At 58.3% G+C, this 26,681-nt stretch carries 23 protein-coding genes; 8 read left to right on the top strand and 15 right to left on the bottom strand.

Going from position 1 to position 26,681, the window contains the following annotated elements; translation table 11 throughout:
* Window positions 1-139: 139 nt before the first annotated feature.
* The 12 genes from H7848_RS12565 to H7848_RS20260 all read right to left on the bottom strand — a co-directional run bounded on the left by H7848_RS12565 (window position 140) and on the right by H7848_RS20260 (window position 14,120).
* The gene (locus H7848_RS12565) at window positions 140-1,744 is read right to left on the bottom strand and encodes a carboxyl transferase domain-containing protein (RefSeq protein ID WP_208352043.1); all 1,605 of its coding nucleotides are present in this window, start codon (window positions 1,742-1,744) and stop codon (window positions 140-142) included.
* Window positions 1,745-1,769: 25 nt separating this feature from the next.
* Complete coding sequence (locus tag H7848_RS12560) at window positions 1,770-2,399, bottom strand: hypothetical protein (protein ID WP_208352041.1); 630 nt, start codon at window positions 2,397-2,399, stop codon at window positions 1,770-1,772.
* Window positions 2,396-2,725, bottom strand: coding sequence for a lysozyme inhibitor LprI family protein (locus H7848_RS12555; protein ID WP_336512095.1), 330 nt, complete (start codon window positions 2,723-2,725; stop codon window positions 2,396-2,398). Before H7848_RS12555 ends, H7848_RS12560 begins: the two co-directional genes overlap by 4 nt.
* Window positions 2,726-2,931: 206 nt before the next feature.
* A complete protein-coding gene (locus H7848_RS12550) occupies window positions 2,932-4,488 on the bottom strand; it encodes an AMP-binding protein (RefSeq protein WP_208352038.1) in 1,557 nt (518 codons plus the stop codon).
* Window positions 4,489-4,866 carry a lysozyme inhibitor LprI family protein gene (locus H7848_RS20205; RefSeq protein WP_208352037.1) on the bottom strand — a complete coding sequence of 126 codons (378 nt, stop codon included), beginning with the start codon at window positions 4,864-4,866 and terminating at the stop codon, window positions 4,489-4,491.
* A gap of 119 nt (window positions 4,867-4,985) precedes the next feature.
* Window positions 4,986-5,423, bottom strand: a complete 438-nt coding sequence (locus H7848_RS12540) for a hypothetical protein (protein WP_208352035.1) — start codon at window positions 5,421-5,423, stop codon at window positions 4,986-4,988.
* A 35-nt stretch (window positions 5,424-5,458) separates the two neighbouring features.
* On the bottom strand, window positions 5,459-6,622 hold the full coding sequence (locus tag H7848_RS12535) for an isovaleryl-CoA dehydrogenase (protein WP_208352033.1): 1,164 nt from the start codon (window positions 6,620-6,622) through the stop codon (window positions 5,459-5,461).
* A 267-nt stretch (window positions 6,623-6,889) separates the two neighbouring features.
* Entirely contained in the window at window positions 6,890-7,630 is a 741-nt protein-coding gene (locus H7848_RS12530) for a MipA/OmpV family protein (RefSeq protein WP_208352031.1), read from the bottom strand.
* Between the two features lie 112 nt (window positions 7,631-7,742).
* Window positions 7,743-8,315 carry a DUF924 family protein gene (locus tag H7848_RS12525; RefSeq protein ID WP_208352028.1) on the bottom strand — a complete coding sequence of 191 codons (573 nt, stop codon included), beginning with the start codon at window positions 8,313-8,315 and terminating at the stop codon, window positions 7,743-7,745.
* A 107-nt stretch (window positions 8,316-8,422) separates the two neighbouring features.
* Window positions 8,423-9,697 (bottom strand): MFS transporter, encoded by a 1,275-nt coding sequence (locus H7848_RS12520; protein WP_208352026.1) that lies wholly within the window; start codon window positions 9,695-9,697, stop codon window positions 8,423-8,425.
* A 71-nt stretch (window positions 9,698-9,768) separates the two neighbouring features.
* A complete protein-coding gene (queA, locus tag H7848_RS12515) occupies window positions 9,769-10,836 on the bottom strand; it encodes a tRNA preQ1(34) S-adenosylmethionine ribosyltransferase-isomerase QueA (protein WP_208352024.1) in 1,068 nt (355 codons plus the stop codon).
* The gene (locus tag H7848_RS20260; RefSeq protein ID WP_208352022.1) at window positions 10,833-14,120 is read right to left on the bottom strand and encodes a YhdP family protein; all 3,288 of its coding nucleotides are present in this window, start codon (window positions 14,118-14,120) and stop codon (window positions 10,833-10,835) included. The genes queA and H7848_RS20260 overlap by 4 nt, the downstream gene beginning before the upstream one ends.
* A gap of 91 nt (window positions 14,121-14,211) precedes the next feature.
* Here H7848_RS20260 and bcp point away from each other — a divergent pair, with 91 nt between their 5' ends.
* From bcp to H7848_RS12485, 5 genes are all read left to right on the top strand, one after another.
* On the top strand, window positions 14,212-14,673 hold the full coding sequence (bcp, locus tag H7848_RS12505) for a thioredoxin-dependent thiol peroxidase (RefSeq protein ID WP_208352020.1): 462 nt from the start codon (window positions 14,212-14,214) through the stop codon (window positions 14,671-14,673).
* A 17-nt stretch (window positions 14,674-14,690) separates the two neighbouring features.
* Window positions 14,691-15,494, top strand: coding sequence for a ferritin-like domain-containing protein (locus H7848_RS12500; protein WP_208352073.1), 804 nt, complete (start codon window positions 14,691-14,693; stop codon window positions 15,492-15,494).
* A gap of 155 nt (window positions 15,495-15,649) precedes the next feature.
* Window positions 15,650-16,987 (top strand): DUF5930 domain-containing protein, encoded by a 1,338-nt coding sequence (locus H7848_RS12495; protein WP_208352017.1) that lies wholly within the window; start codon window positions 15,650-15,652, stop codon window positions 16,985-16,987.
* Window positions 16,977-17,492, top strand: a complete 516-nt coding sequence (locus H7848_RS12490) for a bactofilin family protein (protein WP_208352015.1) — start codon at window positions 16,977-16,979, stop codon at window positions 17,490-17,492. Before H7848_RS12495 ends, H7848_RS12490 begins: the two co-directional genes overlap by 11 nt.
* A 12-nt stretch (window positions 17,493-17,504) precedes the next feature.
* Entirely contained in the window at window positions 17,505-18,989 is a 1,485-nt protein-coding gene (locus tag H7848_RS12485) for an MFS transporter (protein ID WP_208352014.1), read from the top strand.
* Here H7848_RS12485 and H7848_RS12480 read toward each other — a convergent pair whose 3' ends face one another.
* From H7848_RS12480 to H7848_RS12470, 3 genes are all read right to left on the bottom strand, one after another.
* Window positions 18,990-19,553: a lysozyme gene (locus H7848_RS12480; protein ID WP_208352013.1), complete on the bottom strand. Its 564-nt coding sequence runs from the start codon at window positions 19,551-19,553 to the stop codon at window positions 18,990-18,992.
* Between the two features lie 159 nt (window positions 19,554-19,712).
* Window positions 19,713-20,480, bottom strand: a complete 768-nt coding sequence (locus H7848_RS12475; protein WP_208352012.1) for a DUF2189 domain-containing protein — start codon at window positions 20,478-20,480, stop codon at window positions 19,713-19,715.
* A 294-nt stretch (window positions 20,481-20,774) separates the two neighbouring features.
* Window positions 20,775-22,802 (bottom strand): PhoX family protein, encoded by a 2,028-nt coding sequence (locus tag H7848_RS12470; RefSeq protein WP_208352011.1) that lies wholly within the window; start codon window positions 22,800-22,802, stop codon window positions 20,775-20,777.
* A gap of 261 nt (window positions 22,803-23,063) precedes the next feature.
* Between H7848_RS12470 and cobS the strand changes: the two genes are divergently transcribed.
* From cobS to cobT, 3 genes are all read left to right on the top strand, one after another.
* Window positions 23,064-24,050: a cobaltochelatase subunit CobS gene (cobS, locus tag H7848_RS12465; RefSeq protein WP_208352009.1), complete on the top strand. Its 987-nt coding sequence runs from the start codon at window positions 23,064-23,066 to the stop codon at window positions 24,048-24,050.
* A 220-nt stretch (window positions 24,051-24,270) separates the two neighbouring features.
* Entirely contained in the window at window positions 24,271-24,645 is a 375-nt protein-coding gene (locus H7848_RS12460; RefSeq protein WP_208352007.1) for a hypothetical protein, read from the top strand.
* Between the two features lie 151 nt (window positions 24,646-24,796).
* Window positions 24,797-26,674: a cobaltochelatase subunit CobT gene (gene cobT, locus H7848_RS12455; protein ID WP_208352004.1), complete on the top strand. Its 1,878-nt coding sequence runs from the start codon at window positions 24,797-24,799 to the stop codon at window positions 26,672-26,674.
* The last annotated feature ends 7 nt before the right edge of the window (window positions 26,675-26,681 follow it).

Raw genomic sequence — 26,681 nt, 5'->3', positions numbered from 1 at the left:
GAGGGCAGCGACCGGCCCGAGGGTGGGCGAGAAGCGCCCGCCCTGGGGCCGGTCGCTGCCCGGTGGTGCCCACCGGGCGGGATGTACTGATCGAAACGACGGAAAAATCTGTTGAGTTCTCTTCATGACCGGTACCGCCCTACATCCTGAACACGCCAAAGCGTGTCTCTTCGATGGGTGCGTTCAGCGCGGCGGAGAGGGACAGCGCCAGCACGTCGCGGGTTTTGCGGGGGTCGATGATGCCGTCGTCCCATAGGCGCGCGCTGGCGTAAAGCGGGTGGGATTGGCGGTCAAACATCTCAATCGTGGGGCGTTTGAAGTCGGCCTCGTCCTGGTCGGACCAGCTTTCGCCCGCCTTTTCCATCGCCGCCCGCTTGACGGTGGCCAGCACGCCAGCCGCCTGTTCGCCGCCCATCACGCTGATGCGGGAATTGGGCCAGCTGAACATGAAGCGCGGCTGATAGGCCCGGCCCGACATCCCGTAGTTGCCCGCGCCGAAGGATCCGCCGATGACCATGGTGATCTTGGGCACGCTGGTTGTGGCGACCGCGGTCACCATCTTGGCCCCATGCCGCGCGATACCTTCGTTTTCGTACTTTCGTCCAACCATAAAACCCGTGATATTCTGCAGGAAAACCAAAGGGATACGACGCTGAGAGCACAGTTCCACAAAATGCGCGCCCTTGATCGCGCTTTCGGAAAACAGCACCCCGTTGTTGCCGATGATCCCAATGGGGCAGCCGTTGACATGGGCGAAACCGGTGACCAGCGTTTCGCCAAACCGGGGCTTGAATTCGTCAAAGCGCGACCCGTCGACCACCCGCGCGATGACCTCACGAATGTCATAGGGCGTGCGCAGGTCGGCGGGGACAACGCCCAGCAATTCCTCAGGGTCATAGGCGGGGGCCTGGGTCGTTTCCCACTGCACGGTCAAGGGCTTCGCGCGATTAAATGACCCAACCGCCCGCCGTGCCAAAGCCAGCGCATGGGCGTCATCTTCGGCCAGATAATCGGCCACACCGGACAGGCGCGTGTGCACATCGCCGCCGCCCAGGTCTTCGGCTGTCACGACCTCGCCCGTTGCGGCCTTAACCAAGGGGGGACCGGCCAGAAAGATCGTGCCCTGTTCCTTAACGATGATCGTGACATCCGACATCGCGGGCACATAGGCCCCGCCCGCGGTACACGACCCCATGACAACCGCGATCTGCGGGATGCCCTTGGCCGACATCCGCGCCTGATTATAGAAGATGCGGCCAAAGTGATCACGGTCGGGAAAGACCTCATCCTGATTGGGCAGGTTCGCACCGCCGCTGTCGACCAGATAGATGCAGGGCAGATGGCATTCCTCGGCGATTTCCTGGGCGCGTAGGTGCTTTTTGACGGTCATCGGATAATAGGTGCCGCCCTTGACGGTGGCGTCGTTGCAGATGACCATGACGTCCTGCCCCTGCACCTGCCCCACGCCCGCGATGACGCCCGCGCAGGGGGCGGCCCCGTCGTACATCCCATGCGCCGCCGTCGCGCCGACCTCAAGGAATGGCGACCCTGGATCCAGCACATTCGCCACCCGGTCACGCGGCAACATCTTGCCCCGGCTTAGGTGCCTGTCCCGCGCCTGCTGACCACCCCCCGCCGCGGCCTGAGTGGCAGCATCTTCGATCAGCGCCAACGCCTTCAGATGCGCCGCACGGTTCTGTTGGGCCTGATCAGAGGTCGGGATAAAGGTTGAGGTGAGTTTCATAGCGGACCCATGATGTTTTTATATGTCATTGCAAGCCCTTCTTTTCTTCCATGATAATCCTGTCGCGGAAATCTTCGGCAGTTGACCATGCGATTAACGCAAAAAATGTATCGCAAAAGAGGTTTGGGGATATACCAATGCCTTCTTCCAAGTGCGTGTAGGATTTGCATAGTTCTTGGTTGTACAACCCGTCGAACAGGCCATGCAAACGCTCCAGTTGTTCCTGACGCGGTTTTTGGGTCAAGTTGTCCAGGTTAGGCGCCACACGCTCTACGAGGTCTGCGTCAAGATTGTTGACAACACCTTGACGTAAATTCTGTAGAGTTTGTTTGAAGTTTTCCAGACAAACGTTCACCTGATCACTCATTACACATCTGTCGATTTCGTCAAATGCACAACTATTGCGAACAGCACTGTACGAAGCAGAGGAATAATTTATGAGCTTTTCAGCATCACATGGCTGGCCAGAACTTAAGCTACATGAAAGCAAGCTTTGATAGACAGCACGCTTTTCCAACTCTGGCCCAATGCAAGCGTCAAACTGATCGAAATCCTGCGCCTGTGCGGTGTTTGCTGTCAGCAATGCGAGAGTGAATGCAACCTGACGCGCACCCTTGCAGACGTTGGTTTCAAACACAGTTTTTATAATTGTCATTGTGCTGACCGCCTTTCGTTCGCCAGACGGCGTTCGATGTAAATCAAGTGATCCAACGCCAGCTCCGTTCTGCAGACACTCTCAATCGAAGATGCACCGGTGCCCATCAGCATATCTGTTGCTTCGTACCGGCAAACTGCATCGCGCCACTCGCGCCAGGCTGCCTGCATTTGCTTTGTTGCAGTGACATGGCCCTGCACCTTTGATCCAATCTGGCGTAAATCTGCATCCCGCGCTTCGGCAATGACCAGCAGGTCATCAAAACGGTTGGATACCACACCGTACCAATAGTCGGCTTCTTCCCCGGCGCATCCATTCATTGCCATGCTGGATTTGTGAGCCAAGTCATCAATGCAAGATCGGGTGTAAGCGCCAGCGCATGACTTTCGTTCATTATCATTTTGCGCGGTTGCGTAGCAGGACGCGGCAATGGTTTCGTATCGGTCATGTTTGTTGTCATCAGCGACAGCCTGAGATGCCATGACTAAGACAATGCCGGAAAAAAATGAGCGTGTTTGGCAGGAAAAGAGGGTCATTTCGTCTGTCCCTCACTGGCGGCCCGCACTTTCAATTCCTTCCGAATGACCTTGCCCGTGACGGTCATGGGCAGCTTGTCGATAAACGCAATTTCCCTTGGGTAGGAATGCTTTGCAAGGCGTTCTTTGACCCAGTTTTGCAGCTCATCGGCCAATTCCGCCGTCACGTCGAACCCCGGCTTTAGCACCACGTAGGCCTTCACGATTTCGGTTCGTTCCGGGTCGGGTTTCCCCACAACACCCACAGTTGCCACGGCGGGATGGGTCAGCAGGCAGTCTTCGATCTCGGCCGGGCCGATGCGGTAGCCTGCGCTGGTGATCACGTCGTCGTCGCGGCCCACGAAGCGCAGATAGTCACCCTGCCAAATGCCTCGGTCGCCGGTCAGCATCCAGTCGCCGCGGAACTTTTCCGCCGTGGCGTCCGGGCGGCGCCAGTATTCCAGCAGCATAGCGGCCGAGCCACGGTGGATCGCCACGTCGCCTTCGTCGGTGGTGGGTTGCCCTGCCTGATCGATGACCTCGACCCGATGGCCGGGGACGGGTTTGCCGATGCAGCCGGGGCTGGCGGGGAACAGCGCGCCGCATGACGACACGACCATGTTGCATTCGGTCTGGCCATAGAATTCGTTAATCTGCAGGCCAAAGGCCTGTTGGCCCCAGTCCAGCATCTCGGCGCCCAGGGGTTCGCCGCCGCTGGCGACCGAGCGCAGGCCGGGTATCGAGGCATCGGCAGCCTTGAGCATCCGCAAGGCAGTGGGCGGGAAAAAGATATTTCTGACAGAGGCTTGCTGGCAGATGTTCATGCAAAAAACGGCAGAAAACTTATCGGTGCGCGCGGCCACAACCGGCACGCCCAACGCCAGACCAGGCATCAGCACGTCGAACAACCCGCCGATCCAGGCCCAGTCAGCGGGGGTCCAAAGGCAATCGTCCGGCTGACCCAGAAAATCATGACTTAGCTCGACCCCCGGCAGGTGTCCTGTCAGCAGACGATGCCCGTGCAACGCGCCCTTGGGCGCGCCGGTGGTGCCGCTGGTATAGATCAGGATCGCGGCATCGTCGGGGCCGGTTTCAGCCGGCTGACCCGCGTTTATGGCCTCGGGCAGAGTATCGGGCTGCAGCACATTCACCGCCAGCCCGTCCAGCATGTCTGGCGCGTCCGTGATCACAATGCGGGCGTCGGCATCAGTCAGCCGCGTTTCCAGGGCCTGCCGCTGAAACAGCTTGAACAGCGGCACCGAAATCGCCCCCATCCGCCAGATCGCAATATGCGCCGCCGCCGTCCAGGGGGACTGAGACAGCAGCACACCGATCCGGTCCGTGCGTTCGACACCCCGATCCAGCAGCGCATATTCGATCCGCCGCGACATGTCCCAAAGCTGCCCATAGCTGATGTTGCGGCGGGTGCCGTCGGACAGATCGATGATCGCCGTCTTGTCTGGCTGAGTCACCGCCCACCGGTCACAGGTCTGTTCGGCCATGTTCAACCGGTCCGGCAGGTCCCACCGAAAGCGGTCATAAAGCGCCTGATATGATCCGGTCTTGGTCAGCATCTACTTCATCTTGCGCAGGGCGATGACGCGGTCGACTGTCGTTTCAAGCAGGCATCGGACTTGTTCGGGCCCCTCGCCCGAACCGCCAAACATGGATTTCATGACCATGTGGCACTGCGCGTCGCGGTAGGTTTCCCATGCGGTTTGCGAGGCGAGGACGGATTGCGAGAAGCTGTATTCGTAAGGGGTGTCCTGATCGTATTCGGCGCCCATTTGCATCAGTCGGACAAGGTCTTGCGCCATCAGGCCGTTCCAGTACTCCAACTCACGCGAGGCGCAGAAGACAAAAGGTTCCTCGGCCTCACATTCTCGCGTCGACAAAAGGAAACAGTCGCGCAGTTTGGTGGGATCGTCGTTAATGCCGGAATTGTCCTGCACGCAGGTTTGGCTTGTCTGGGGAGAAGGTGGGGGTGGGTCGGCAAATAATGATCTGCAGAATAAAATCGAGAACAGCATGACGAACGAACAAAGCTTGAATTTGGTACGTTCTGAGCAAATCATTCAGCCATCTCAATATCCAAATAGGACTGAAGCCATTTGACTTCATCAATACGTCGATCAATCAGGCAGTCCACCAATGCAACTTCTGCTCCAATTGGCTGTTGAAAGCAGTTTTCTCTCGTATCAGCATGGCGCTGTTCCAGTTCAGCCAGAAACTCTTCTTCTGAGAAATCGGATTGTTTTACGTTATCGGGGGTGACCTGGCTTGAGTAGACAAGAGCCAATCGCGTCCACGCGTATTCTTCGACACGCGCACAATCGAACCTGCGCTTTACATCGTCAGCTTCAATCAAGGTATCTTCGCAAGATGATGCAACAGTGCTTTTGCAAACTGATATATCACGTTTATTTTCAATAGCTTCTTCAGTACATCGCTTCAAAGCGGCATAGTCAGAGGGCGAGGTGCCTGAAACAGGATTTGACCATGCCTGCATCGCCGCCCCCAAAATAATGAGAAGCGCTAGAACCCTCACCCCATCGCCCCCATCAATTCCCGACCGACCAGCATGCGGCGGATTTCGCTGGTACCGGCGCCGATTTCCATCAGTTTGGCGTCGCGGAACAGGCGGCTGACGGGGGTGTCGTTCATGAAGCCTGCACCGCCCATGGCCTGAACGGCCTGGTGGGCCTGTTTCATCGCCTCTTCACTGGAATAGAGCACACAAGCTGCTGCGTCCTGGCGGGTGACCTGCCCACGGTCGCAGGCCTTGGCGACCTCGTACACATAGGCGCGGGCGGTGTTCATGGCGGTGTACATATCGGCGATTTTGCCCTGCATCAGTTGGAAGCTGCCGATGGGTTTGCCGAACTGTTTGCGCTCGGACAGATAGGGCATGATTTCGTCCAGGCAGGCGGCCATGATGCCGGTGCCGATACCCGCCAGCACAACGCGTTCGTAATCCAGTCCCGACATCAGGACCTGAACGCCGCGGCCTTCCTCGCCCAGCACATTTTCAAAGGGGACCTCGACGTCTTCGAAGATCAGTTCAGCCGTGTTCGACCCGCGCATGCCCAGTTTGTCGAAATGGGGGCTGGTGCTGAAGCCCTTCATGGTTTTTTCGACAATAAAGGCGGTGATGCCTTTGGACCCCGCATCGGGGTCAGTCTTGGCGTAGACGACAAGCGTGTCGGCGTCGGGGCCATTGGTGATCCAATATTTCGTGCCGTTCAGGCGGTAGTGATCGTTGCGCTTTTCGGCACGCATTTTCATGCTGACGACATCGCTGCCTGCGCCAGCCTCGCTCATCGCCAGGGCACCCACGTGGTCACCGTTGATCAGGCCGGGCAGGTAATGCTGTTTCTGTTCTTCGGTCCCGTTCAGGCGGATCTGGTTGACGCACAGGTTCGAATGCGCCCCATAGGACAGCGAAACCGAGGCTGAGGCGCGCGCGATTTCCTCAATCGCGATGGTGTGGGCCAAATAGCCCATGCCCGCGCCGCCGTGTTCTTCGTCGACGGTGATGCCAAGCAGACCCAGTTCACCCATCTCAGGCCACAGCTCGGGCGGGAAATTGTTGGATTTGTCGATCTCGGCCGCCATCGGTTTGACGCGATCCTGCGCCCATCTGTGCACCATTTCGCGCAGTGCATTGACGTCCTCACCCAGATCGAATTGCATGGATGCAGTGAACATATCGGACCCTCCCTCGCGCATTATTGAACGCTTGTTCAATATTTAGCGCAGAGGATTTATTCTGTCGAGTCCTGTGTGGTTAGGTTACCGGCCCTCCTCCTCAAACGCCGCCTTGAAAATTATATCATGAAAGGAAGTGCAAAGGGCAGCGACCGTCCGCGGGTGGGCGTGAAGCGCCCGCCCATGGGGGGCGGTCGGGCGCTGCCCGGTGGTGCCCACCGGGCGAAAACGGTTCAACAGATCAGTAAGTTTTTTCAGGGCCTTGCCTTAGAAAGAAAAGGTCAGCCCGACCACGCCGCTGATCACCTGGTCTTCATCGACGATCGGACTGTCCGAGATTTCGTCGCCCAGAAAATCAGCCCGCAGACCCCCGATCAACATCGCGCGATCGGACAGGGGAAACCCGGACGAGACGCTGACAAAGGGTGTCGTTGTCGCATCAAGGTCATAGCGGGGGCGACCGGCGCGAACCTCATCAGAAAAAACGCCGAACATATAGTTGCTTAGATCATCACTTTTCCAGCTGATGCCAGCCCCAAGACGAACCGGCACGGGGCCAAGGCGCACTGTATTTTCGACCTCGCCAATGAATTCCTGTCCGTCATGTTCGCCGGTGACTTCCTGCAGCAGCGTGGCCGAGATCATCAGGTCATCGGTGAAATTATACGTGGCCTGCAAACCGGCGTCCAAGGTCAGGTCGCGGTCGATGCCGTCCAGTTCGTCGGCATCGGGATCATCCAGCGCGGTAAAACGCGGGCGCGCAACCAGGTCGAGTTTTGAGGTTTCGGCAGACAGCGCCGTGAAGGACGCCCCGCGTGTTCCGACGGAAAACCGGTCGCCACGATATTCCAGCAGCGGCAGCAGCGCGGGATCGTTTTCGTCACCGATATAAAGATCAGTGGAAAAGCCCAGTGCGACACCCGCGCTGAAGCCTGTTCGATTTTCCTGGGCAAGCGCAGGCGATACACCCAAGGCTGCAGACATCAGCACAGCTGAATGAAACTTCATCGTTTTCTCCGTCAGTTGAATTTTAATCCCTCTGCAGAGAATATTGATGCCGGGCGGGATCATATCAATGATCCCACTTCCTTATGTGATCAACACCGGCGAAAACCCGCGATCAGACGCGCAAAGCCTCGACAGTAGCGCCATAGCCGCCCTCATCGATAAAGGCCGCTTCGGACACGGTGGTTTCGCGGGCCAGGGCCTCATTCCGATAGGGGAAGCGGCCGAAGCGGCGAATGACTTCGCGGTGGGCCTTGGCATGCAGCAGGTTGTCAGCGCCTGTTTTCGGCATACGGGTCAGGATCAGCCGTACCGCACGTTCCTGATCGCACAGGTTTTCCGAATGCATCATGGGCAGATAGAAGAACTGCCGCGCCGGTTCGTCGATTTTCATATCCCACCCGTGGTCAACAGCCATCTTGGCCGCTGCCATCGCATGTTTGTCACTGGCAAAAGCCTTGGCCGTGCCGCGGAACATATTGCGGGGAAACTGATCCAGCAGGATGATATAAGCCAGCGTGCCGCTTGGATAGGTCAGCCACAGTCCGCAGGTGCCATCCATGGCGTCCTGCCAGGCCTGTTCGAATTTCTCGCGGATCTGCCGGTCCAATGCATCATTTGATTGGTACCAGTATTTCTGATCCACCTCATCCAGCCAAAAGGCCAAAATCTCTTCTGGTGTTGTCATTTCTTCCGGGCCTCCCTTCTTCGGCCACCCCCAAGGCTTGTTATCTATCAAAGCCTTACAAAAGAGATTTCAAGGCGCAACAGGTTTGCGTTAACAGGTCTGCAGATTTACGCCGATGCATCATTTTCAGCACTTTCGTCTTCAATAGATGTTTCAATGAACACCTCTTGTGCGACCTCAACCGCAACAGGTGACGCCGAGGGCGTCAGCGGGGCATAGGATGTGGTGTCGTCGACAGCGATGCCTGCGGGGCGCTGCGTCATCCGGTAAAGCGCATAGCCTGACAGGCCGAACATCAGGATGCCGACATAGACAAAGAACCCCGCCGGTCCGATCAAGCCCATGATCCAGCCTGTGATCAGCGGACCAAAGATGGCACCGATCCCGTTGATAAAGATCAGCCCGCCTGAAGCCGCCGCCATGTCTTCGTATTCCAGGTAGTCATTGGTATAGGCGATCAGCAGGGCGTAAAGCGGTGTCGACATACCCCCGATCAGAAAGGCCGACGTCAGAATGGCAGCATAGGTGCCGTTGAACAGAAAACCAATGGCGCTGCCAACACCACCAATGGCTGCCAGAATAAGGATAAGACGTCGCCGGTCCACCCGGTCTGAAATCCAGCCGATAGGATACTGCAACAGCAGCGCGCCCACATAAAAAGTCGAGATAAAGATCGAGATTTCGGTCAGCGACAGACCGGCCATCGTGGCATAGACCGCCGACATCCCGAATTGCGCCGCAAAGACACCGCCCAGCAAAAACATCCCCATGCAGCCCAGAGGGGATGCCTTGATAAGGTTTTGAATTGTCATGGGTTTTGCCGTGTCAAAGGCGGGCGTCGGCGAAATCGACAACAGGATCGGCGCAAAGGAAATCGACACCAGAACAGACGGGATCACGAACAGCAGAAAGCCCGACGGGTCAGGCAGCACCAGCATGCCCTGCGCGGTGACCACGCCTGCCATCTGAACAATCATATAGAGCGACAGCGCCTTGCCGCGATTGTCATTCGTCACCGCGTTGTTCAGCCAGCTTTCGGCGGTCACATAGACGCCTGAAAAGCAGAACCCGATCAGCATCCGGCCCAGGGTCCAACTGGTCAGATAGGGCAGCGTGGGGTACAGGATCAAGATGGCCGAGATGAATGAGGCGAGCGCCGCAAAGACGCGCACATGTCCCACACGGCGGATCAGCTCGGGCGCCAGGCGTGAACCGCCCAGAAAGCCCACGAAATAGGCCGACATGATCACCGACATTTCGAATGTGGAAAACCCGAAATCTTCGCCGCGAATACCGATCAGCGAACTTTGTAGGCCATTGCCGATCATCAGCAGCATGATCCCCAGAAGCAAAGCCCATGAGCCGCGCAGAACTTCAATCATCGGATGCTCCTGTTCAGTTCACGGGCAATGGACACGACACGGGCGGACAGATCAATCCGGTTTGCGTCGTTTTATGTCGTCTTCGGGTTGTCGGGGATCAAAAGCGATGCATCACCGTACGAGAAAAAACGGTAACCTTCGTGAACGGCGTGGGCATAAATCTGCTTAATGGGATCCACCCCCATCAGGGCCGAAACCAGCATCATCAGTGTCGATTTCGGCAAATGGAAGTTGGTCATCAGCCCGTCGGTGACACGGAATCGGTAACCGGGTGTGATGAAAATATCGGTGTCGCCGCGCCAGGCCTGCATGGTGCCGTCAGGTTGCGCCGCGCTTTCGATCAGGCGCAGGGCGGTGGTGCCCACGGGGATGATCCGACCACCGGCGGCACGGGTTTCGTTGATCTGGGCTGCGGCCTGCCCCGATACCTCGCCCCATTCGGAATGCATCTTGTGATCGGCGATATCATCAACCTTGACAGGCAGGAAGGTGCCCGCACCGACATGCAGGGTCACTTGCGTGAACTCAACGCCTTTGGCGGCGATCTGATCCAGTAGATCCTGATCGAAATGAAGCGAGGCCGTGGGCGCCGCAACCGCGCCTTTGTGTTTGGCAAAGACGGTCTGATAATCCTGGCTGTCCTGGGCATCGGCCTTGCGCTTGGCCTCAATATAAGGCGGCAGTGGCATGGCACCGGCTTCAGCAAGGGCGGCATCGAAATCATCACCGATCAGATTGAATTGCAAAATCGCCTGACCATCCTGCCGTCCGGTGACCGTGGCGCTTAGATCGGCGGCAAATTCGATCACTTCGCCATCCTTGACCTTGCGCAGGGGCTTTAACAGGGCGCTCCAACCGCCGTCGGGCTGCGGCGTCAGAAGCGTGACCTCGATCCTGGCTTCGACGAGGCCCTGCAAACTGTCGCGACGGCGTGTACCCGTCAGGCGGGCCGGGATCACCTTGGTATTATTCAGGATCAGCCGGTCGCCGGGGCGCAGAATGTCGGGCAGATCAAAGACATGTCTGTCCTGAAGGACGCCCCCCTGCGCCAGCAGCAGCCGGGCCGAGGTCCGAGGGCGGGCTGGCCGCGTGGCGATCAGCGCCTCGGGCAGGTCAAAGTCAAAGTCGCTGAGTTTCACTGGGATACGCTTGGTGGGGGTCTTCTGAATATTTCGCGGAACATGCCGGGCGTTAACGCGGAAAGCGGGTTGACCGCAACCCTTGGGTCGGATGCCGTGCCGCGCAGGTTAAAGTTGAAGCCGATCAGCCCTTCGCCCCGTCGGGTCAGGACCGATCCGATCGAATTCACCATATAGATGGGCGACAGCACGCCCTGCATATCCATCTGGCCGGAATTGAAGTTATAGGTCCCATCCATCGACAGGCCAATGGCAGGACCAACAGCACTGCTTTCGGTCAGGATCACCTGATTTGGCGTCAGGGCAAAGCGCGCCTGCACATCGCTGAACAGAATGCCCGAGTTCGCCATCTGATCCAACAGGCCCACGATGCTGACCGCACTTAGAATACTGGCCAGAGCGGGCGCGTTATGAATGCGCGTGTCCGCCACGGCCAGCCTTCCATTATAGGTGCCTTCGCGGCGTGCGGGCCAAAGCGTCATGTCGAAATCACCACCACGGGCCTGCGACAGGACACCGGCGGACCTCAGAACACCGCCCGCGTCGTCGGATCTGATGCGGATCGCGGTGCCGGTTTCACTGGGTGCCAACAGACCGCGCACCAGGGTCTGGCCATTGACGCGGCCGGTGAACTGCCCGTTGAAGGCGCCCTCGGCGCTGAAGGCCCCGCGAAACTCGGACAGGCGGATGCTGTCACTGACGATCATTTCGTCCAGTTCCAATTGCATCGGCCCGCCCTGCCCCGTGCCGCCGCCATCGCCAAAGGTCGTCTTGCGCAGATCGATGCGACCGCCGTTTATGACAACCTCGGGCGCACGGCCCGCGCCGCGTCCATTCAGCGTCACGGGCGCATCCAGCCATTCCCCGACACGCACCTGTGAAAACTGCGCGGTTCGCATACCACCGGTTTCGTTCAGTTCGACCGATCCCGCAGCCTGCAGGCCGCCGCCGCTGATCTCGACCGCGTCGATGCGGGCCGGCACCCCAAGCGCGCCGCTGATCGCAAACTGACCCGCCTGATTGGCGCGTTTTGTCCAGCCGATGTCGCGCAACTGCAGATCCATGCCCTGCAGATCCGATGACATCAGGAAGCGCACCGGCTGGTCGCGGTTGATCTGCAATGTGAAATCACCCTGCCCCGTGCCGCGTACACTGCCAGCGGGCAAAGCAATGCCGAATTCATCGATGAAACGTTCCGACAACTCAAGCGTGCCCTCGACCCGGCTGCCCGCCTGGTCCGAACCGGGGCCAAGGGGTTGCGTCCAGACGGCATCGACCGGCACCTGCCCCAGACGGGCGCGCCCGCCAACGGTCAGTTGTGTGGGGGTCGCCGTCACCTGCAGATTGGCCGCAGCCAGAAGACGGTTCTTGATCAACCGGCTGGTGCGCATGTTGCGCAGGTCGCCGCGCACGTCGAAATTGACATCCTGGATCGTCAGTCCGCGTTTCAGGGGCAGCGCCAGATCAATCGACATCAGCGCCTGCCCGTCGGCCAGATCAACCGGTTGATTGGCCTTGGTCAGAAATTCGAACGGTTTTTCGTCCAGGATCGCCAAAGCAGCAGTGATTGTGCTGTTGGTCTGAACACTGATTTCAGCAGGCGCCGGACGCGCCTTCAGATCGTTGATTTCGAATGTCGCGCCGGTCACATCGATCCGGCCACCCTGAGGCGCGGTGACCTGGGCCCGATCCACCACGGCGATCAGTCTGTCGTTGGTGATCGTCATGCGACCCACCGCATTGCGCATCACGGGCAGCGATTTGATATACCGCAACGCGCCATTTTTAAAATCAAATCCAACGTGAAAAATCGGCTTGCTGCCCGCATCAAAGCGCAGCACGGCGTGGCCATCGGTGACTTGCCCATTGATCACATTCTGCGCAAACCAGTCCCGGACGCGCGGCTTGAAGGTTGCGGGCCAGTGGGCCAGCACCTGTTGAGGTGACAGCTGTGACACCGTGCTGTCCATCTTGACCTGCCAGCCGTTTTCAGCCGCACGCACGCGGCCGCTGGCCTGCACCTTTGTATCGCCCTGCATCAGAACAACCTGTCCGACATCGACGGTAAAGGGGTCAAGCCGCAGCCTGAAATCCAATACGGCCTGTTCGAACGGCAGGGCTGTTTCAAAGATACCTTCGGGGTTCGCCGTCAGATCTGTCAGCGACAGTTGCGACAGCAGGGTCTGCGGCAATCCGTTTTCAAAATCGCGCAGATAAGTCCGCCCTTCGCCCTGAACAGAAACGGCGTCACTTATGACGTTGACCTGATCAAAGCTGATCAGTTCCTGTGCGGGGTCATAGGTGAAATAGGCCTGGGCCTTTTCAAAGCGGATCGGTTGCGTTTCAAGCGTTGGCTGCAGCGCGCCCTGGCCGATCTGCATCCGACCAAAGAGCGGCCCCAGGGTGGCGTCTTCGTTCACATCAAACCGCATATTGCCCGAAATCGGCGCGTCCAGACCGGCCATCCAGGCCAGCGCCGGGGTCTGCAGCGCAATATCGGTCGCCCGGACATTTTTCAGCGTCATCCCCATCTGTGCGGCGATCTGCCCTTTGGGGCTTTCGTAGGTCATCATCAGCGTTGCCACATCGGCCCCGCCACTGAGCAACGCAAAATCGGTGCGCAACCGCAGGCTTTGCGCATCTTGCGTCAGTACAACGCGGCCACCATCGGCGATCCAGACACGCCCCACGCGCAGATCTTCATAGCGCAGGGTCAGACCATTGATCGCAATGCGTCCGATGCTGGCGTGCTGCGGTTCCTGAAACAGTGCGTCAATACCGGCCAGCAGTTCGGCCAGCGTATCGGCCTGGTCGACGGCCTCGGCATCTTCGGCAAAGGCCACGTCCAGCGATCCGTCCTGCGCCCGCCGCAACCGCAACAGCAGACCATTCACATCCAACTGCTTGACGCTAAGTTCGCCGCGCATCAGATCACTGCGCGACAGTCTGGCCTGGATATTGCCCAGTTCCGCCAGCCGCCGCCCGTTAGCGTCATACAGGTTCAATTCGTTCAACCGGACCGTGGGCACAAGCGCGTCTGACACCTGAACCTCAATCTCACCCAGGGTCAGGCTGCCGCCCTGCAACATGGTTGAAATGCGGCCCTCGACCTCGGTCCGGATCCAGTCGGGCGCGGTGACAGGCTTGCCCAGCATCAGATATCCGGCAAAGGTCAGCGCACCGATCAAAAGTACAACCATCGCACCGGACCGCACACAAAAGCGTCCGACGCGGCGACCGATGGGCCGCTTGACAGGTTTCTTTTTCTCAGGTGCGTCGGTCATTCTGCGGCATGTTGCTGTTTCATCCCTTTAAGTCCATCTTACCGGCACTAGAACGGAAGTCACAACTGTTTGCATCAAGGAAGGCGAAAAAATGGCAGATATCGGAGAAAAGGCACCCGATTTCACACTTCCACGGGACGGCGAGGGCCAGGTCAGCCTGTCTGATCTGAAGGGCAAGAAGATTGTCCTGTATTTTTATCCCAAAGACGATACGTCGGGCTGCACGAAAGAGGCGATTGCCTTTACCGACCATATTGCGGCCTTCGAAGACGCAGGCGCAACCATTCTGGGTGTGTCAAAAGACAGCGTCAAGAAACACGACAAGTTCCGTGATAAGCATGAGCTGAAGGTGACACTGCTGTCGGATGAGGAAAGCGATGTCTGCGAACGCTATGGCGTGTGGGTCGAAAAGCAGATGTACGGCAAGAAATACATGGGCATCGAACGCGCGACGTTCCTGATTGATGGCGATGGCAAGATTGCGCAGGTCTGGCGCAAGGTGAAGGTGCCCGGTCATGCCGAAGCGGTGCTTGAAGCTGTGAAAGCGCTGTGATCAAGCCGCTTGCAGAAATGGCCTGCGACGTGTTGCAGACCGCCGATGCGGTGGCCAAGACGCAACTGTCGCGGCGCTATGCGGCGGATTGGTTTGCAGCGCGTCAGGATGATGCCCGCCCCGATATCGGTCGGGCTGATCCGCCGTTGCGCCCGGCGCGACCTGACAAACCGGAACTGTTGTCGCCCCGTGATGTCCCCCGCCGCCGCCCCGGCACGCCCGAGGGCCGCGCAGCCATTCTGCATGCGGTCGCTCATATCGAGCTGAACGCAGTTGATCTGCACTGGGACATCATCGCGCGGTTTTCCGATGTGCCGATGCCTATTGGGTTTTTCGACGATTGGGTGAAGGCGGCAGATGAGGAATCCAAACACTTCGGTCTGGTCTCGGACTGTCTGGCGCGGCTTGGCAGCCACTATGGCGCCCTGCCCGCCCATGCCGGCATGTGGCGCGCCGCCGAAGACACGGCACAGGATTTCATGGGGCGGCTGGCTGTCGTGCCCATGGTGCTTGAAGCGCGCGGCCTGGATGTGACCCCCGGCATGATCGACATCTTCCGCAAAGCCAAGGACGATCAGGCTGTAGCGGCACTTGAGGTCATCTATAGCGAAGAGGTGCACCATGTGGCCTATGGGTCGAAATGGTTTCACTTTCTGTGTGGGCGACATGACAAGGATCCGAAAGAGATCTTTCACGATCTTGTGCGCCGTTATTTTCACGGGCCCCTCAAGCCGCCTTTTAACGAAGAAAAACGCGCCGAAGCGGGCCTGCCACCTGATTTCTATTGGCCCCTGTCTGACGAGGTTCCGTTGCGGAAATAAGCAATTTTACGCCACCATAACGCAATAATGTCACTAAACTTGCCGATAGTTTTCCAAAAATCTTGCGGTTATCGCGCAGGAAAGCTAATTGAATTCAGGACCGCGTTTGGGGGAACGCGATAAAAGAACCCGGGTAACAGAACAGGGCAGTTGAAGTGAAGCCACCGCTAATCAACAGAATAAACCACGCGCTTGAGCGTGTGTTCCCTGAGCGTCGTCTTTTTCTACGTTCAGATACCGACACCAGATTTATCTTGCTCAAGCCAACCTCTCAGCTGCTGTTTTGGGTTGGCGGATCGGCCTTGATCGCCTGGTCGATCATCGCAACGGCGATCCTGCTGATGGACAACATCGGCGCAGGTAATTTTCGTGAACAGGCCAAGCGCGACCAGACAATGTATCAGGCCCGCCTGAATGCACTTGCCGAAGAACGCGATGCCCGCACGGCCGAAGCGCTTGCCGCGCAGCAACGCTTTAATGCAGCCCTTGAGCAGGTGTCGCAGATGCAAACCCAACTGCTGCAGTTGGAAGATCAGCGCAAAGAACTTGAAACCGGGATGGAGGCCGTCCACGCCACCCTGCGCCGCGCGATGCAGGAACGCGACGAGGCCCGCTATGATGCCAATGTTCTGACCGCGAAACTGCAGGACGCAGAGATTGGGCCAAATGGACCTGTGCGCACAAACGATATGGCAGGTGCTGTCAATTTCCTGAGTGATGCACTGGAACAGACAGCCAAGGAACGCGACACCGTTATCGCCGATGCTGCGGACGCCATTGAAACGGCTGATGACCTGGCCCTTCAGATCCAGATCATGGAAGACGAAAATGACGCCATCTTCCGTCAATTGGAAGAAGCCATGACCGTTTCTGTCGAACCGCTGGAAAAGATGTTTTCGGCCGCGGGTATGGATACCGATTCAATACTGCGTCAGGTCAAGCGCGCCTATTCCGGTCAAGGTGGCCCGCTGACCCCCCTGTCGTTTTCGACCAAGGGCGAACAGCAAAGCCAGAACCGCATCCGCGCCAATGAAATCCTTAACCAGATGGACCGGCTGAACCTCTATCGTCTGGCCGCTGAAAAGGCGCCCTTTGCCGAACCGGTAAAATCATCCTTCCGCTTCACCAGCCCCTTTGGCTTTCGCCGTGATCCCAAGACCGGTGGTCGCCGGATGCACAATGGCGTTGACTTTGCAGCACCTTCAGGCACCCCGCTTTATGCGACCGCCGATGGCGTTGTGACCCACGCGGGCTGGCAATCGGGCTATGGCCGTCTGGTCAAGATCAAACATGAATTCGGAATTGAGACGCGCTATGCTCATTTATCCGCCATTCGCGTGAAAGTTGGCGAAAGGGTCTCGCGTGGGGACCAGATCGGTGATATGGGAGCGTCTGGACGTGTAACGGGTGTACACCTGCACTACGAAGTGCGCGTCGGAGGGAATCCCGTCAACCCAATGACCTATATCAAGGCTGCAAGAGATGTTTTCTAAGAGCAAAATCAACGAACCAACACCAAAACCAACCGAGGCCCCGAAGCCCACTGAGAATAAGGTAACATCACCAGTGTCATCTTCAACAGATCCAAAACCGACTTCGACCCCAAAACCAAAAGCACCTGCATCGCTGATTTCGGCTGATTTGCATGTCAAAGGTAACATCAAGACACCCGGCGACATTCAGGTCGAAGGCAACGTCGAAGGCGATATTCGCGCCCACCTGCTGACTGTCGGCGAAACTGCCGTGATCAAGGGCGAATGCATTGCAGACGATGTCGTGGTTCATGGCAAGGTCCTGGGCCGCGTCCGTGGTCTGAAGGTGCGCCTGACGTCGACCGCCCGTGTCGAAGGCGACATCATCCACAAGACGATCGCGATCGAAAACGGTGCCCACTTTGAAGGCTCGGTTCAGCGTCAGGACGAACCGCTGTCCGGTGCCAAGCCCGGCGCGCCCAAGCCTGCAACAGCAACAGCAGCACCGGCCGAGAAAAAAGCCTAGGTTGCCAGGAATATGACGATCCAGCAGGCGCCGAACATACCTTCGGCGCCTGCTTTCTATTCCGACCTGTGTCAGGCACGCGCGCGGCGTTTTATCCTGATCGCGGCCATTCTGGCATCTTCCATGGGCTTCATCGACGGATCGGTCGTGGCCATCGCCCTGCCTGCCATGCGCGCAAGTCTGGGCGCCACCCTGGAACAGGCGCAGTGGTTTTCGAACGCCTATATGCTGACGCTGTCGGCGCTGATCCTGGTGGGGGGCGCGCTTGGCGATCGGTTTGGCCTTGTGCGCATCTTTTCCATCGGCATCTGCTTTTTCGTCCTGGCGTCCCTGGCCTGTGCGGTCGCCCCCACGTCTGAAACCCTGATCATCGCCCGCTGCCTGAAAGGCATCGGTGCCGCATTCATGATACCGGGGTCGCTGGCGCTGATATCGCGCACCTACCCGAAAGAGGAACGCGGCCGGGCCATCGGCATATGGGCTGCAGCATCGGCGCTGACCACGGCGCTTGGCCCAATCATCGGCGGCGTTGCCCTGACCCTGGGCGGGGATGAGATGTGGCGCTGGATCTTCGCCGTCAACCTGCCCTTCGGCGCACTGGCACTCTGGTTGTTATGGCGGCACGTGCAATCGGACCCGGTGGCGGGCCCGCGTGGTATCGACTTGTCAGGCGCCCTGCTGGCCACGGCGGGACTTGGGTTGGTGGCCTATGCCCTGACCGCAACAAACGGCCCGACGATGATCTACGGCGCCGCCGGGGCGGCCTGCCTGGTGGGTTTCATTCTGGTCGAACTGAAATCGCCACACCCCATGATGCCCCTTGGACTGTTCCGCCTGCCGGGGTTCGCAGCCGCAAACATAGCAACGCTGTCGCTTTACTTCGCCCTGTCGGCGATGCTGTTCTTTCTGCCAATGACGCTGATCGCGGGCTGGGGGGTGACAGAAATTGTGACCAGCGCGATCTTTGCGCCACTGTCAGTCTTTATCTCGACCCTTTCTGCTGTATCGGGGCGTCTGGCCGACCGGTTCGGTGCGGGACGGATGATTGCCTTTGGATCACTGATCGTAGGGCTGGGGTATGGGTTACTGGCTGCCACCATGGCAGATCAGGATGTCTGGTTCCGCGTCTTTCCTGCGATGATGCTGACTGGCTTTGGCATGGCCTTTGTCGTGGCCCCCCTGTCGGCCGCTGTAATGGGCGCTGTGGATGATCAGAATTCAGGCGCGGCCTCGGGTGTGAACAACGCCATCTCGCGCATTGCGGGGCTGTTGGCGGTGGCGGCTATGGGCAGTCTGGCGGCGTCGACCTATGCCATGGCAGGCGGACTGGACAGTTTTGGCGCCGCATCCGATACGGCAGGCCACATCATCGCCATGAACGCCGCTTTCGCCCGCATCGCGTGGATCTGCACCGGGCTTTGCCTGATCTCGGCCCTGATCGCGTTCTTTGGCATTCCGCGGCCTGTGACCGCTGATCAGGGCATCGCACCGCAGTGATTATGCCGCGGCCCGATTGCCCAGAAGACGTTCAATATCATCGCGTATATCCTGCCGCACCGCACTGGAAAAAATCGGGCGATAGTCAGCAGTCAGCCGGGTGATTTCGGATACAAACCCATCATTTGACCAGGTGCCGTCGAAGAACAGATCGCGTTCTTTCTCGCGCCTTGGAATGATCTCGGGCGGGCGGCGCCAATTGAGGAAAGCGCGGCGCGCCCCGTCGACATCCCCGTCTTTCCACAGCCGCACCCAGGTCGCACGGGTTATCCCGCCAGTGTTGAAATCAAAGGACAGGGCTGCGGCGAATTGCGCCTCGGTCAGGTCGAACCCGTCAAAGGCACCGCGCACGCGAACCGCATAGCGTTCCAGCGCCCAAAGCCAGACCTCAAGACAACGGCGAATGGGTTGCGGGTTGTCGAGATAACGGGGATAGACCTGATGCCCCGAAGCATTGGTCAGCCCGATGCTCCAGGTCCAGACACCGACGCTGTCGCGATAGGCCTGGCGCACCAGGGCTTCATGCCAGGCAATTTCCAGAGCGGTTCGGGATGTGATCTGCATGACGGCAACCTCTTTCAATCAGATGAAAGAAGCGTCGCAAGGGCTGGCTAAAAGAACCAGCAACCTTTGGGCCAGGCCAGCAATCCGGCATGCATCAGCTAATCCGCCGAGATTTCATCGGCGAAGACCAGCAATCCGGTGATTTTTCGCCGAAGGCTGTCAGATCACCAGCGACCGATACAGATGCCACGTCGCATGTCCAAGCAGCGGCAGGATAACGAACAGCCCCAGAAACGCCGGGATCATCGCAGCAAAGGTCATCAACGCAATGATCAGCGCCCAAAGCAGCATCGGCACAGGATTTTCCATCACGACATTGAAGCTGGTGATCATGGCAGTGACGAAATCGATCTCTCGGTCCAGCAAAAGCGGCAGGGCGACAACGGTGATGGCATAAATCAACAGCGCAAAGGCGCCACCGACCGCCGTTCCAAAGGCCAGCATCATCAGGCCGTTCGGGGTCAGGTAAATCTCGTACGAAGTCGAGACATTCGTCATCGTCGACAGGCCCAGAAACAGGGCAAAGATCATATGGGCAATGAAAAACCAGAACAGAAAAATGATAATGATGATCGCACAAAGCCAGGGCAGTTGCCGGTTGCGCTGATACATGACGACGCCCAGAATGCTGGCCCATTGCAGTGGCAGGCCCGCTTCAAGCCTGCGACTGACTTCATAAAGCCCCACGGCTGCGAAAGGTCCGATCAGCGGAAATCCGATGGCCGCGAAAATGAGCCAATAGGTCTGACCGGTGATCTGCGTGACCCAGAACATCAACAGACCGCCCAGAATATAAACACTGGCAAAGAAAAGCCCGAACAGCGGCGCCGTTTTGAAATCACGCCACCCATGGGCCAAGGCATCGCGCAGCGTCTGCATATTGACGCGCCCAAGGTCGGGCACGCCCAAGGCCGGAGTGTCTGTCATGGCTGCCTCCCTACTTATTTACATTATCATATTCACCCAAACGCCACGCGCCACAGTTTTTTCCGCAGCCTACAGCTGCATTGCCTTCGGCGAGAGTGTGAGGACCGAAAAAGAAATCGCCCAGGGGACGATTTCAGGCCCGAACGGACGGAGCCCAAGCCAAGAAGAAGATATAAGGCGCAGTACACCCATTCTTCTTGGCCCAAATACTCAAGGCCGTCAGGCCAAGCGACCAGAGGTCGCTAAAAAACAAAAGGGCCCCCGAAGGGACCCTTTCTAAGAATAGTGGTTTGATTAAACAGCGATTTTGCCGCCGCCTTGTTTCGTGACGACCACGACGGATGGGCGCGGTGGCATGCCGTCCTGGAAGTCGGGCCAACGGGTCGCAGGGTCTTCGAAGGTCGAGTCACGCTCGAACCCCTCGAAGTCCTTTGTGCCGTCGGTGCCCGGGTGCTGAACCGCGAGGAACAGCGTTTCGGCGTCGTCGGTGAAGTACGGGCCACAGAGTTCACCGCCGACAGGGCAGCGGAAAAACAGTTTCGAATGACCGCGCAGATCACCTTCGGTTTCCAGGGCATAAAGGCCATCGGACTTACCCGTGCGACCCCAGTTACTGCCCTGGTCGGTCGAAATCCACAGACGACCATCTGCGTCGATCGCACAGTTGTCGGGTGATCCGAACCAACCGCTTTCGCTGGTCTCGGGGTTCCACTCGGCGCCCACTTCGGCCACGGTCGGGTCACCACATTTCACCAGAATGTCCCAGGTGCCGCGGGTGGCTGCGTGGTTGCCGCCCTCTTCCTTGATCTCGATGATGTGACCAAAGGCGCTCTCAGCGCGCGGGTTGGCAGCATTGACCTGATCGGCCTGACGACGGGTGTTGTTGGTCAGCATGATATAGGCCGTGCCGTCGCCACGTGGCTGAGCGTCCTCGGGGCGGTCCATCGGTGTGGCGCCCAACAGGTCGGCGGCCAGGCGTGTGTCGATCATTACATCACCCTGATCCTTGAAGCCGTTTTCAGCGGTCAGCGGGCCCTCACCATGGCGCAGCGGCAGCCAATCGATGGTGCCGTCTTCGTTGAACCGCGCCACATAAAGCGTGCCGTCCGACAGAAGGCTGCTGCCGAAGACAGCGGTTTCTTCGTTCACCACGTTCCGCGACACCCACTTGTACTGATAGTCAAAGCGGTTGTCGTCGCCAGAATAGATCACCAGGCGACCGTCGCTGCTGACGGTGGTTTCCGCGCCTTCGTGGCGGAACCGGCCAAGCGCCGTGTGCTTGATCGGCGTCGCGGTCGGGTCGCGCGGATCAACCTCGACAATCCAGCCAAAACGGTTCGGCTCATTCGGTTCTTTGTCGATGTTGAAGCGGTCATAGTACTGACCCCAGGCGTACCAACGACCAGGCACACCATAACGGCGCATCGATACGGCCTCGGGCTGGGCCGACACATCGGGGTCGCCATCGGCATCCACGACATCGGTCCAGAAATATCCGTGGAAGTTTTCTTCGGCCATCAGGTACGTACCCCAGGGCGTCATACCACCGGCGCAGTTGTTGATCGTGCCGATCACCGCCAGGCCGGTTGGGTCGGCGTTGGTTTTCATCCGGTCATGTCCTGCAGCCGGCCCCGAGAATGTCATTTCGGTATCAAAAGGCGAAATACGGCGATTGTACCAGCTGTTGCGGTTCACCGACCATTTGCCGTCGCTACCCTTCTGGATTTCGACGACCGTGCCACCATGGGCGGCCATTTCGATGTCGACGATCTCTTTCGTCATGCCTTCAAATCCGGCGCGATCCTGACGACCAAGACCGGGGAACATGACCTCTTCGTTGGTGTATTCGTGGTTCACACATAGGATGCCACGATTTTCGTCCAGCGCGGTATAGCCGACATAGTCGTTGTTATAGCCAAACTGCTTCAGTTGCGCCTCAACCGTCTGGTTTTGCGGATCAAACTCGGGCGCATCGGCGGTGATGGGGTCACCCCACCGCAGCAGCACGTCAGCGTTATACCCGTCGGCGATGTGGTGATTGATGTCGTTGCCCCAGGTCAGTTCGTCAAAATTATAGCGGCTGTTCGCAGCTGTCTGGGCAGCTGCCTGCTTGGGCGAGATCAGGGCGGATGTGCCAAACAGCGCCGTCGCAGCCGTCACACCAAGCGCACCCCGCAGCATGTCACGGCGACCGTACCGGCGGTTGATCACGTCACCAATGGTATTCGACAGATTCGGGTTTGTCGGGATGTCGTCGAATGCCTCGAATGCCTCGGCCTTGTTGCCATATTCGGGGTCATTCACAATTGTCTTGCGATCCATCTTTATCCTCCAACTGGGTCTTGCGACATGCAAGCCTTGCGATGCAGGACACGTTACATTAACCAATGTTACAGCCACGTGACATGGGACTTGAAGTTGTCATAAACAGGCATGCTGCGCGGACGCGCAGATTGCCGCACCGGATTTCCTGTAAAAACCGTCAGTATCTAAATGAAATAAGGCACCACCACCGCATCCCCCTCTTGCGTGTTCCGGCGATATGTTGCACCACAATCCACGCATAGACGTGAGGGTATGATGATGGCGGACGGGACCATGGACATGAATGCAAAACCAACCGAAGAAATCTCTGTCCGCGAGGTATTCGGCATCGATACCGATATGAAAGTCAAGGGCTTTGCCGACCGGTCCGACCGCGTGCCTGATCTGGACGGCACCTATAAATTCGATCCCGATACGACGCTGGCGATCCTTGCAGGCTTCAGCCACAACCGCCGTGTCATGATCCAGGGCTATCACGGCACCGGGAAGTCGACGCATATCGAACAGGTGGCCAGCCGTTTGAACTGGCCCTGTGTGCGCGTGAATCTGGATAGCCACATCAGCCGGATTGATCTGATCGGCAAAGATGCGATCAAGCTGAAAGACGGCAAACAGGTCACCGAATTTCAAGAAGGTATCCTGCCCTGGGCGCTGCGCAATCCGACGGCGATTGTGTTTGACGAATACGACGCCGGTCGCGCCGATGTGATGTTTGTGATCCAGCGTGTGCTTGAGGTCGACGGGAAACTGACCCTGCTGGATCAGAACCAGGTGATCACCCCCCACCCCTATTTCCGCATCTTCGCCACGGCCAACACGGTGGGCCTTGGCGACACGACGGGGCTTTATCACGGCACCCAGCAAATCAACCAGGGCCAGATGGACCGGTGGAGCCTGGTGGCCACGTTGAACTATCTGTCCCACGATGCCGAGGCCGCCATCGTTCTGGCTAAAAACCCGCATTACAACACTGAAAAAGGTCGCAAAACCGTGGGCCAGATGGTCACCGTGGCTGACCTGACCCGGACGGCGTTCATGAACGGCGATCTGTCGACTGTGATGAGCCCAAGGACAGTGATCGCCTGGGCCCAAAACGCCGAAATTTTCCGCGACGTGGGCTACGGCTTTCGACTGACCTTCCTGAACAAATGCGATGAACTGGAACGCCAGACTGTTGCCGAATTCTATCAGCGCTGCTTTGACGAGGAACTGCCTGAAAGCGCCGCCAGCATGAGCCTGGGGTAAGATTTGCGCTGCGCGCAATTGCGGCTTTGCCCCGCCTGGGCTTCGCCCGTTCAGGCCTGAAACGCTCTGCCAGAGCGTTTCAGAGACGGCCTTCACCCCCAGAGTATTTTAACCAAGAAGAAGATGACATTCTGTTATACTAAGCGGGCTTGCCAAAAAACAACTTTTAGATGTATTGTGTCGTTGATGAATCCGTAATTGCATATATTGGATGATCAAGATGCGTTGGATTATAGCCTTGCCTGCATTTGCACTGTTCGCATGCGATCTACCGGAACCATCTGAAACGATGATATCAGACAGATCCAATACATCTGCCAGTTATCGTGCAGGTTTCGATGACGGATGCCATTCTGGACGCCAGGCCGCCGGTGATCTGTTCGAACAATTTCGCAAGGACCAGACACGCTTCAATTCTGACCGCGACTACGCCCAGGGCTGGTCCGACGCTTTTCGTCAGTGCGAAACCCAATCCGAGGCACAAATGCGTCAGATGCGATCTGCTGCAACCATCAATGCCATCAAGTCCCGTGAACCTGACAAATTTGATCGCGTCCTGAGGAATATCGACTACTCAGGCCTAGAAGGCTTGTAATAACTACACCTTCTTTTATTGTTCCAAAAATACTCGCGCCGCAGGCACGGCGACGCGCGCCAGCGCGGCGCAAAACCTCAAACCTGATGCCGCAGGCATCTCATTCGGATTGGTCTTTACCATCGGCAAATCCGCCATATGATGCAGCGCTATGACAAACTCTGACAATCCCGCTGATCCCTTCAAAAAAGCCCTGGCCGAGGCCACCAAGGTCATGGCCGATGATCCTGAGCTATCGGTCAGCTATACGGTCGACCCACCGGGGCAAACGGCCGACACGATCAGGCTGCCACAGGTCAGTCGCCGCATGACACGGGACGAAGTTTTGTTGGCCCGCGGGACCGCCGACGCGCTGGCTCTGCGGCACAAGTTTCATGACACCGGAACCCACGCCCGTTACGCCCCACAAGGGCAGATGGCGCGGGATCTGTATGAAGCGATGGAAACGGCCCGCATCGAAGCCGTTGGTGCGCAGCATATGCCCGGCACAGCGGGAAATATAGACGCCAAAATCGGGTCCGAGGCAATGCGGCGGGGGTATGATCAGATCAAGGACCCAACCGAAGCACCACTGGCCACCGCTGCGGGCTATCTGATCCGGCATCTGGCCACAGGTCGCGACCTGCCCAAAGGGGCCGATAACGTGATGCAGCTTTGGCGCGGCTTTATCGAAGATCGCGCAGGCGGCACGCTGGACGATCTGGAAGCAACCCTTTCAGATCAAACCGCTTTTTCCAAATTTGCGCGTCAGATCATCAGCGATCTGGGCTATGGCGATCAGTTGGGCGATGACCCCGACCAATACGATGACGATCAGGAAGATGAAGCCGAAAGCGGTGATGACCCGGATCAGGAACCCGACAGCACCGGGCAGGACGATCAGGACCAGGAAGATGACGTCGAGGCCTCGCCCGAGCAATCGCAGGAAGAACAGCAGGATGCGGCTCAAGCCAGTGTGACACTGGATGACATGGCCGATGCGGAAATGGGGGACGAGGCTGATATGCCCGAGGGCGAGGCCCCGCTTGAGCCTCCCGCCCCGCAGCCCGTGTCCGACGCTGATCCGAATTACCAGGTTTTCAACACCGAAAACGACGAAGAAATCGCTGCCGAAGATCTGGCCGAACCCGCCGAACTGGAACGCCTGCGCGCCTATCTGGACCAGCAGTTGGACCCTCTGAAAGGTGCCGTCAGCCGCTTGGCGAATAAACTGCAGCGTCGCCTGCAGGCGCAACAAAGCCGCAGTTGGGAATTCGATCTTGAGGAAGGCATTCTGGACGCAGGCCGGCTGGCCCGTGTGGTCGCCAACCCCACGACACCACTTAGCTTCAAGGTCGAAAAAGATACCGAGTTCCGAGATACTTGCGTGACGCTGTTGCTGGATAACTCGGGGTCCATGCGCGGGCGTCCGATCAGCATCGCAGCCATCTGCGCCGATGTCCTGGCCCGCACGCTGGAACGCTGTCAGGTCAAGGTCGAAATTCTGGGCTTTACCACCCGCGCGTGGAAGGGCGGGATGTGCCGCGAACAATGGCTGGCCGACGGGCGTCCGCAACAGCCCGGCCGCCTGAATGACCTGCGCCACATCGTCTATAAATCCGCCGATGCCCCCTGGCGGCGATCCCGCGACAATCTGGGCCTGATGATGAAAGAGGGTCTGCTGAAAGAAAACATCGACGGCGAGGCGCTGGAATGGGCGCATCGCCGGATGGAGCGCCGTGTCGAGGCCCGCAAAATCCTGATGGTGATCAGCGACGGCGCGCCGGTCGACGACTCAACCCTGTCTGTTAACCCCGCGAATTATCTGGAAAAACACCTGCGTGACGTGATTGCCATGGTTGAAAAGCGGAAAGCGGTTGAGCTGATCGCCATCGGCATCGGCCACGACGTCACCCGCTATTACGACCGCGCCGTGACGATCACCGACGTCGAACAACTGGCCGGCGCTATGACCGAACAACTCGCCAGCCTGTTCGACAGCGACCCAAGGGCAAGGGCGCGGGTCATGGGACTGAAGAAGGCAGGGTGACGTCAGC

Source organism: Pseudaestuariivita rosea (assembly GCF_017592335.1).
Classification (GTDB): Bacteria; Pseudomonadota; Alphaproteobacteria; order Rhodobacterales; family Rhodobacteraceae; genus Parasulfitobacter; species Parasulfitobacter rosea.
This window is presented reverse-complemented; position numbering and strand designations above follow the sequence as displayed.

Bases quoted from the DNA above. Each gene is read 5' to 3' on its own strand.
- H7848_RS20260 (WP_208352022.1), bottom strand. From the start codon at position 14,120: ATGACCGACGCACCTGAGAAAAAGAAACCTGTCAAGCGGCCCATCGGT.
- H7848_RS12470 (WP_208352011.1), bottom strand. From the start codon at position 22,802: ATGGATCGCAAGACAATTGTGAATGACCCCGAATATGGCAACAAGGCC.
- H7848_RS12475 (WP_208352012.1), bottom strand. From the start codon at position 20,480: ATGACAGACACTCCGGCCTTGGGCGTGCCCGACCTTGGGCGCGTCAAT.
- H7848_RS12550 (WP_208352038.1), bottom strand. From the start codon at position 4,488: ATGCTGACCAAGACCGGATCATATCAGGCGCTTTATGACCGCTTTCGG.
- H7848_RS12490 (WP_208352015.1), top strand. From the start codon at position 16,977: ATGTTTTCTAAGAGCAAAATCAACGAACCAACACCAAAACCAACCGAG.
- H7848_RS12520 (WP_208352026.1), bottom strand. From the start codon at position 9,697: ATGATTGAAGTTCTGCGCGGCTCATGGGCTTTGCTTCTGGGGATCATG.
- cobT (WP_208352004.1), top strand. From the start codon at position 24,797: ATGACAAACTCTGACAATCCCGCTGATCCCTTCAAAAAAGCCCTGGCC.
- H7848_RS12525 (WP_208352028.1), bottom strand. From the start codon at position 8,315: ATGACAACACCAGAAGAGATTTTGGCCTTTTGGCTGGATGAGGTGGAT.
- H7848_RS12480 (WP_208352013.1), bottom strand. From the start codon at position 19,553: ATGCAGATCACATCCCGAACCGCTCTGGAAATTGCCTGGCATGAAGCC.
- H7848_RS12555 (WP_336512095.1), bottom strand. From the start codon at position 2,725: ATGGCAATGAATGGATGCGCCGGGGAAGAAGCCGACTATTGGTACGGT.
- H7848_RS12560 (WP_208352041.1), bottom strand. From the start codon at position 2,399: ATGACAATTATAAAAACTGTGTTTGAAACCAACGTCTGCAAGGGTGCG.
- H7848_RS12535 (WP_208352033.1), bottom strand. From the start codon at position 6,622: ATGTTCACTGCATCCATGCAATTCGATCTGGGTGAGGACGTCAATGCA.
- H7848_RS12500 (WP_208352073.1), top strand. From the start codon at position 14,691: ATGGCCTGCGACGTGTTGCAGACCGCCGATGCGGTGGCCAAGACGCAA.
- H7848_RS12485 (WP_208352014.1), top strand. From the start codon at position 17,505: ATGACGATCCAGCAGGCGCCGAACATACCTTCGGCGCCTGCTTTCTAT.
- H7848_RS12530 (WP_208352031.1), bottom strand. From the start codon at position 7,630: ATGAAGTTTCATTCAGCTGTGCTGATGTCTGCAGCCTTGGGTGTATCG.
- cobS (WP_208352009.1), top strand. From the start codon at position 23,064: ATGGCGGACGGGACCATGGACATGAATGCAAAACCAACCGAAGAAATC.
- H7848_RS12460 (WP_208352007.1), top strand. From the start codon at position 24,271: ATGCGTTGGATTATAGCCTTGCCTGCATTTGCACTGTTCGCATGCGAT.
- H7848_RS12565 (WP_208352043.1), bottom strand. From the start codon at position 1,744: ATGAAACTCACCTCAACCTTTATCCCGACCTCTGATCAGGCCCAACAG.
- H7848_RS12540 (WP_208352035.1), bottom strand. From the start codon at position 5,423: ATGCAGGCATGGTCAAATCCTGTTTCAGGCACCTCGCCCTCTGACTAT.
- bcp (WP_208352020.1), top strand. From the start codon at position 14,212: ATGGCAGATATCGGAGAAAAGGCACCCGATTTCACACTTCCACGGGAC.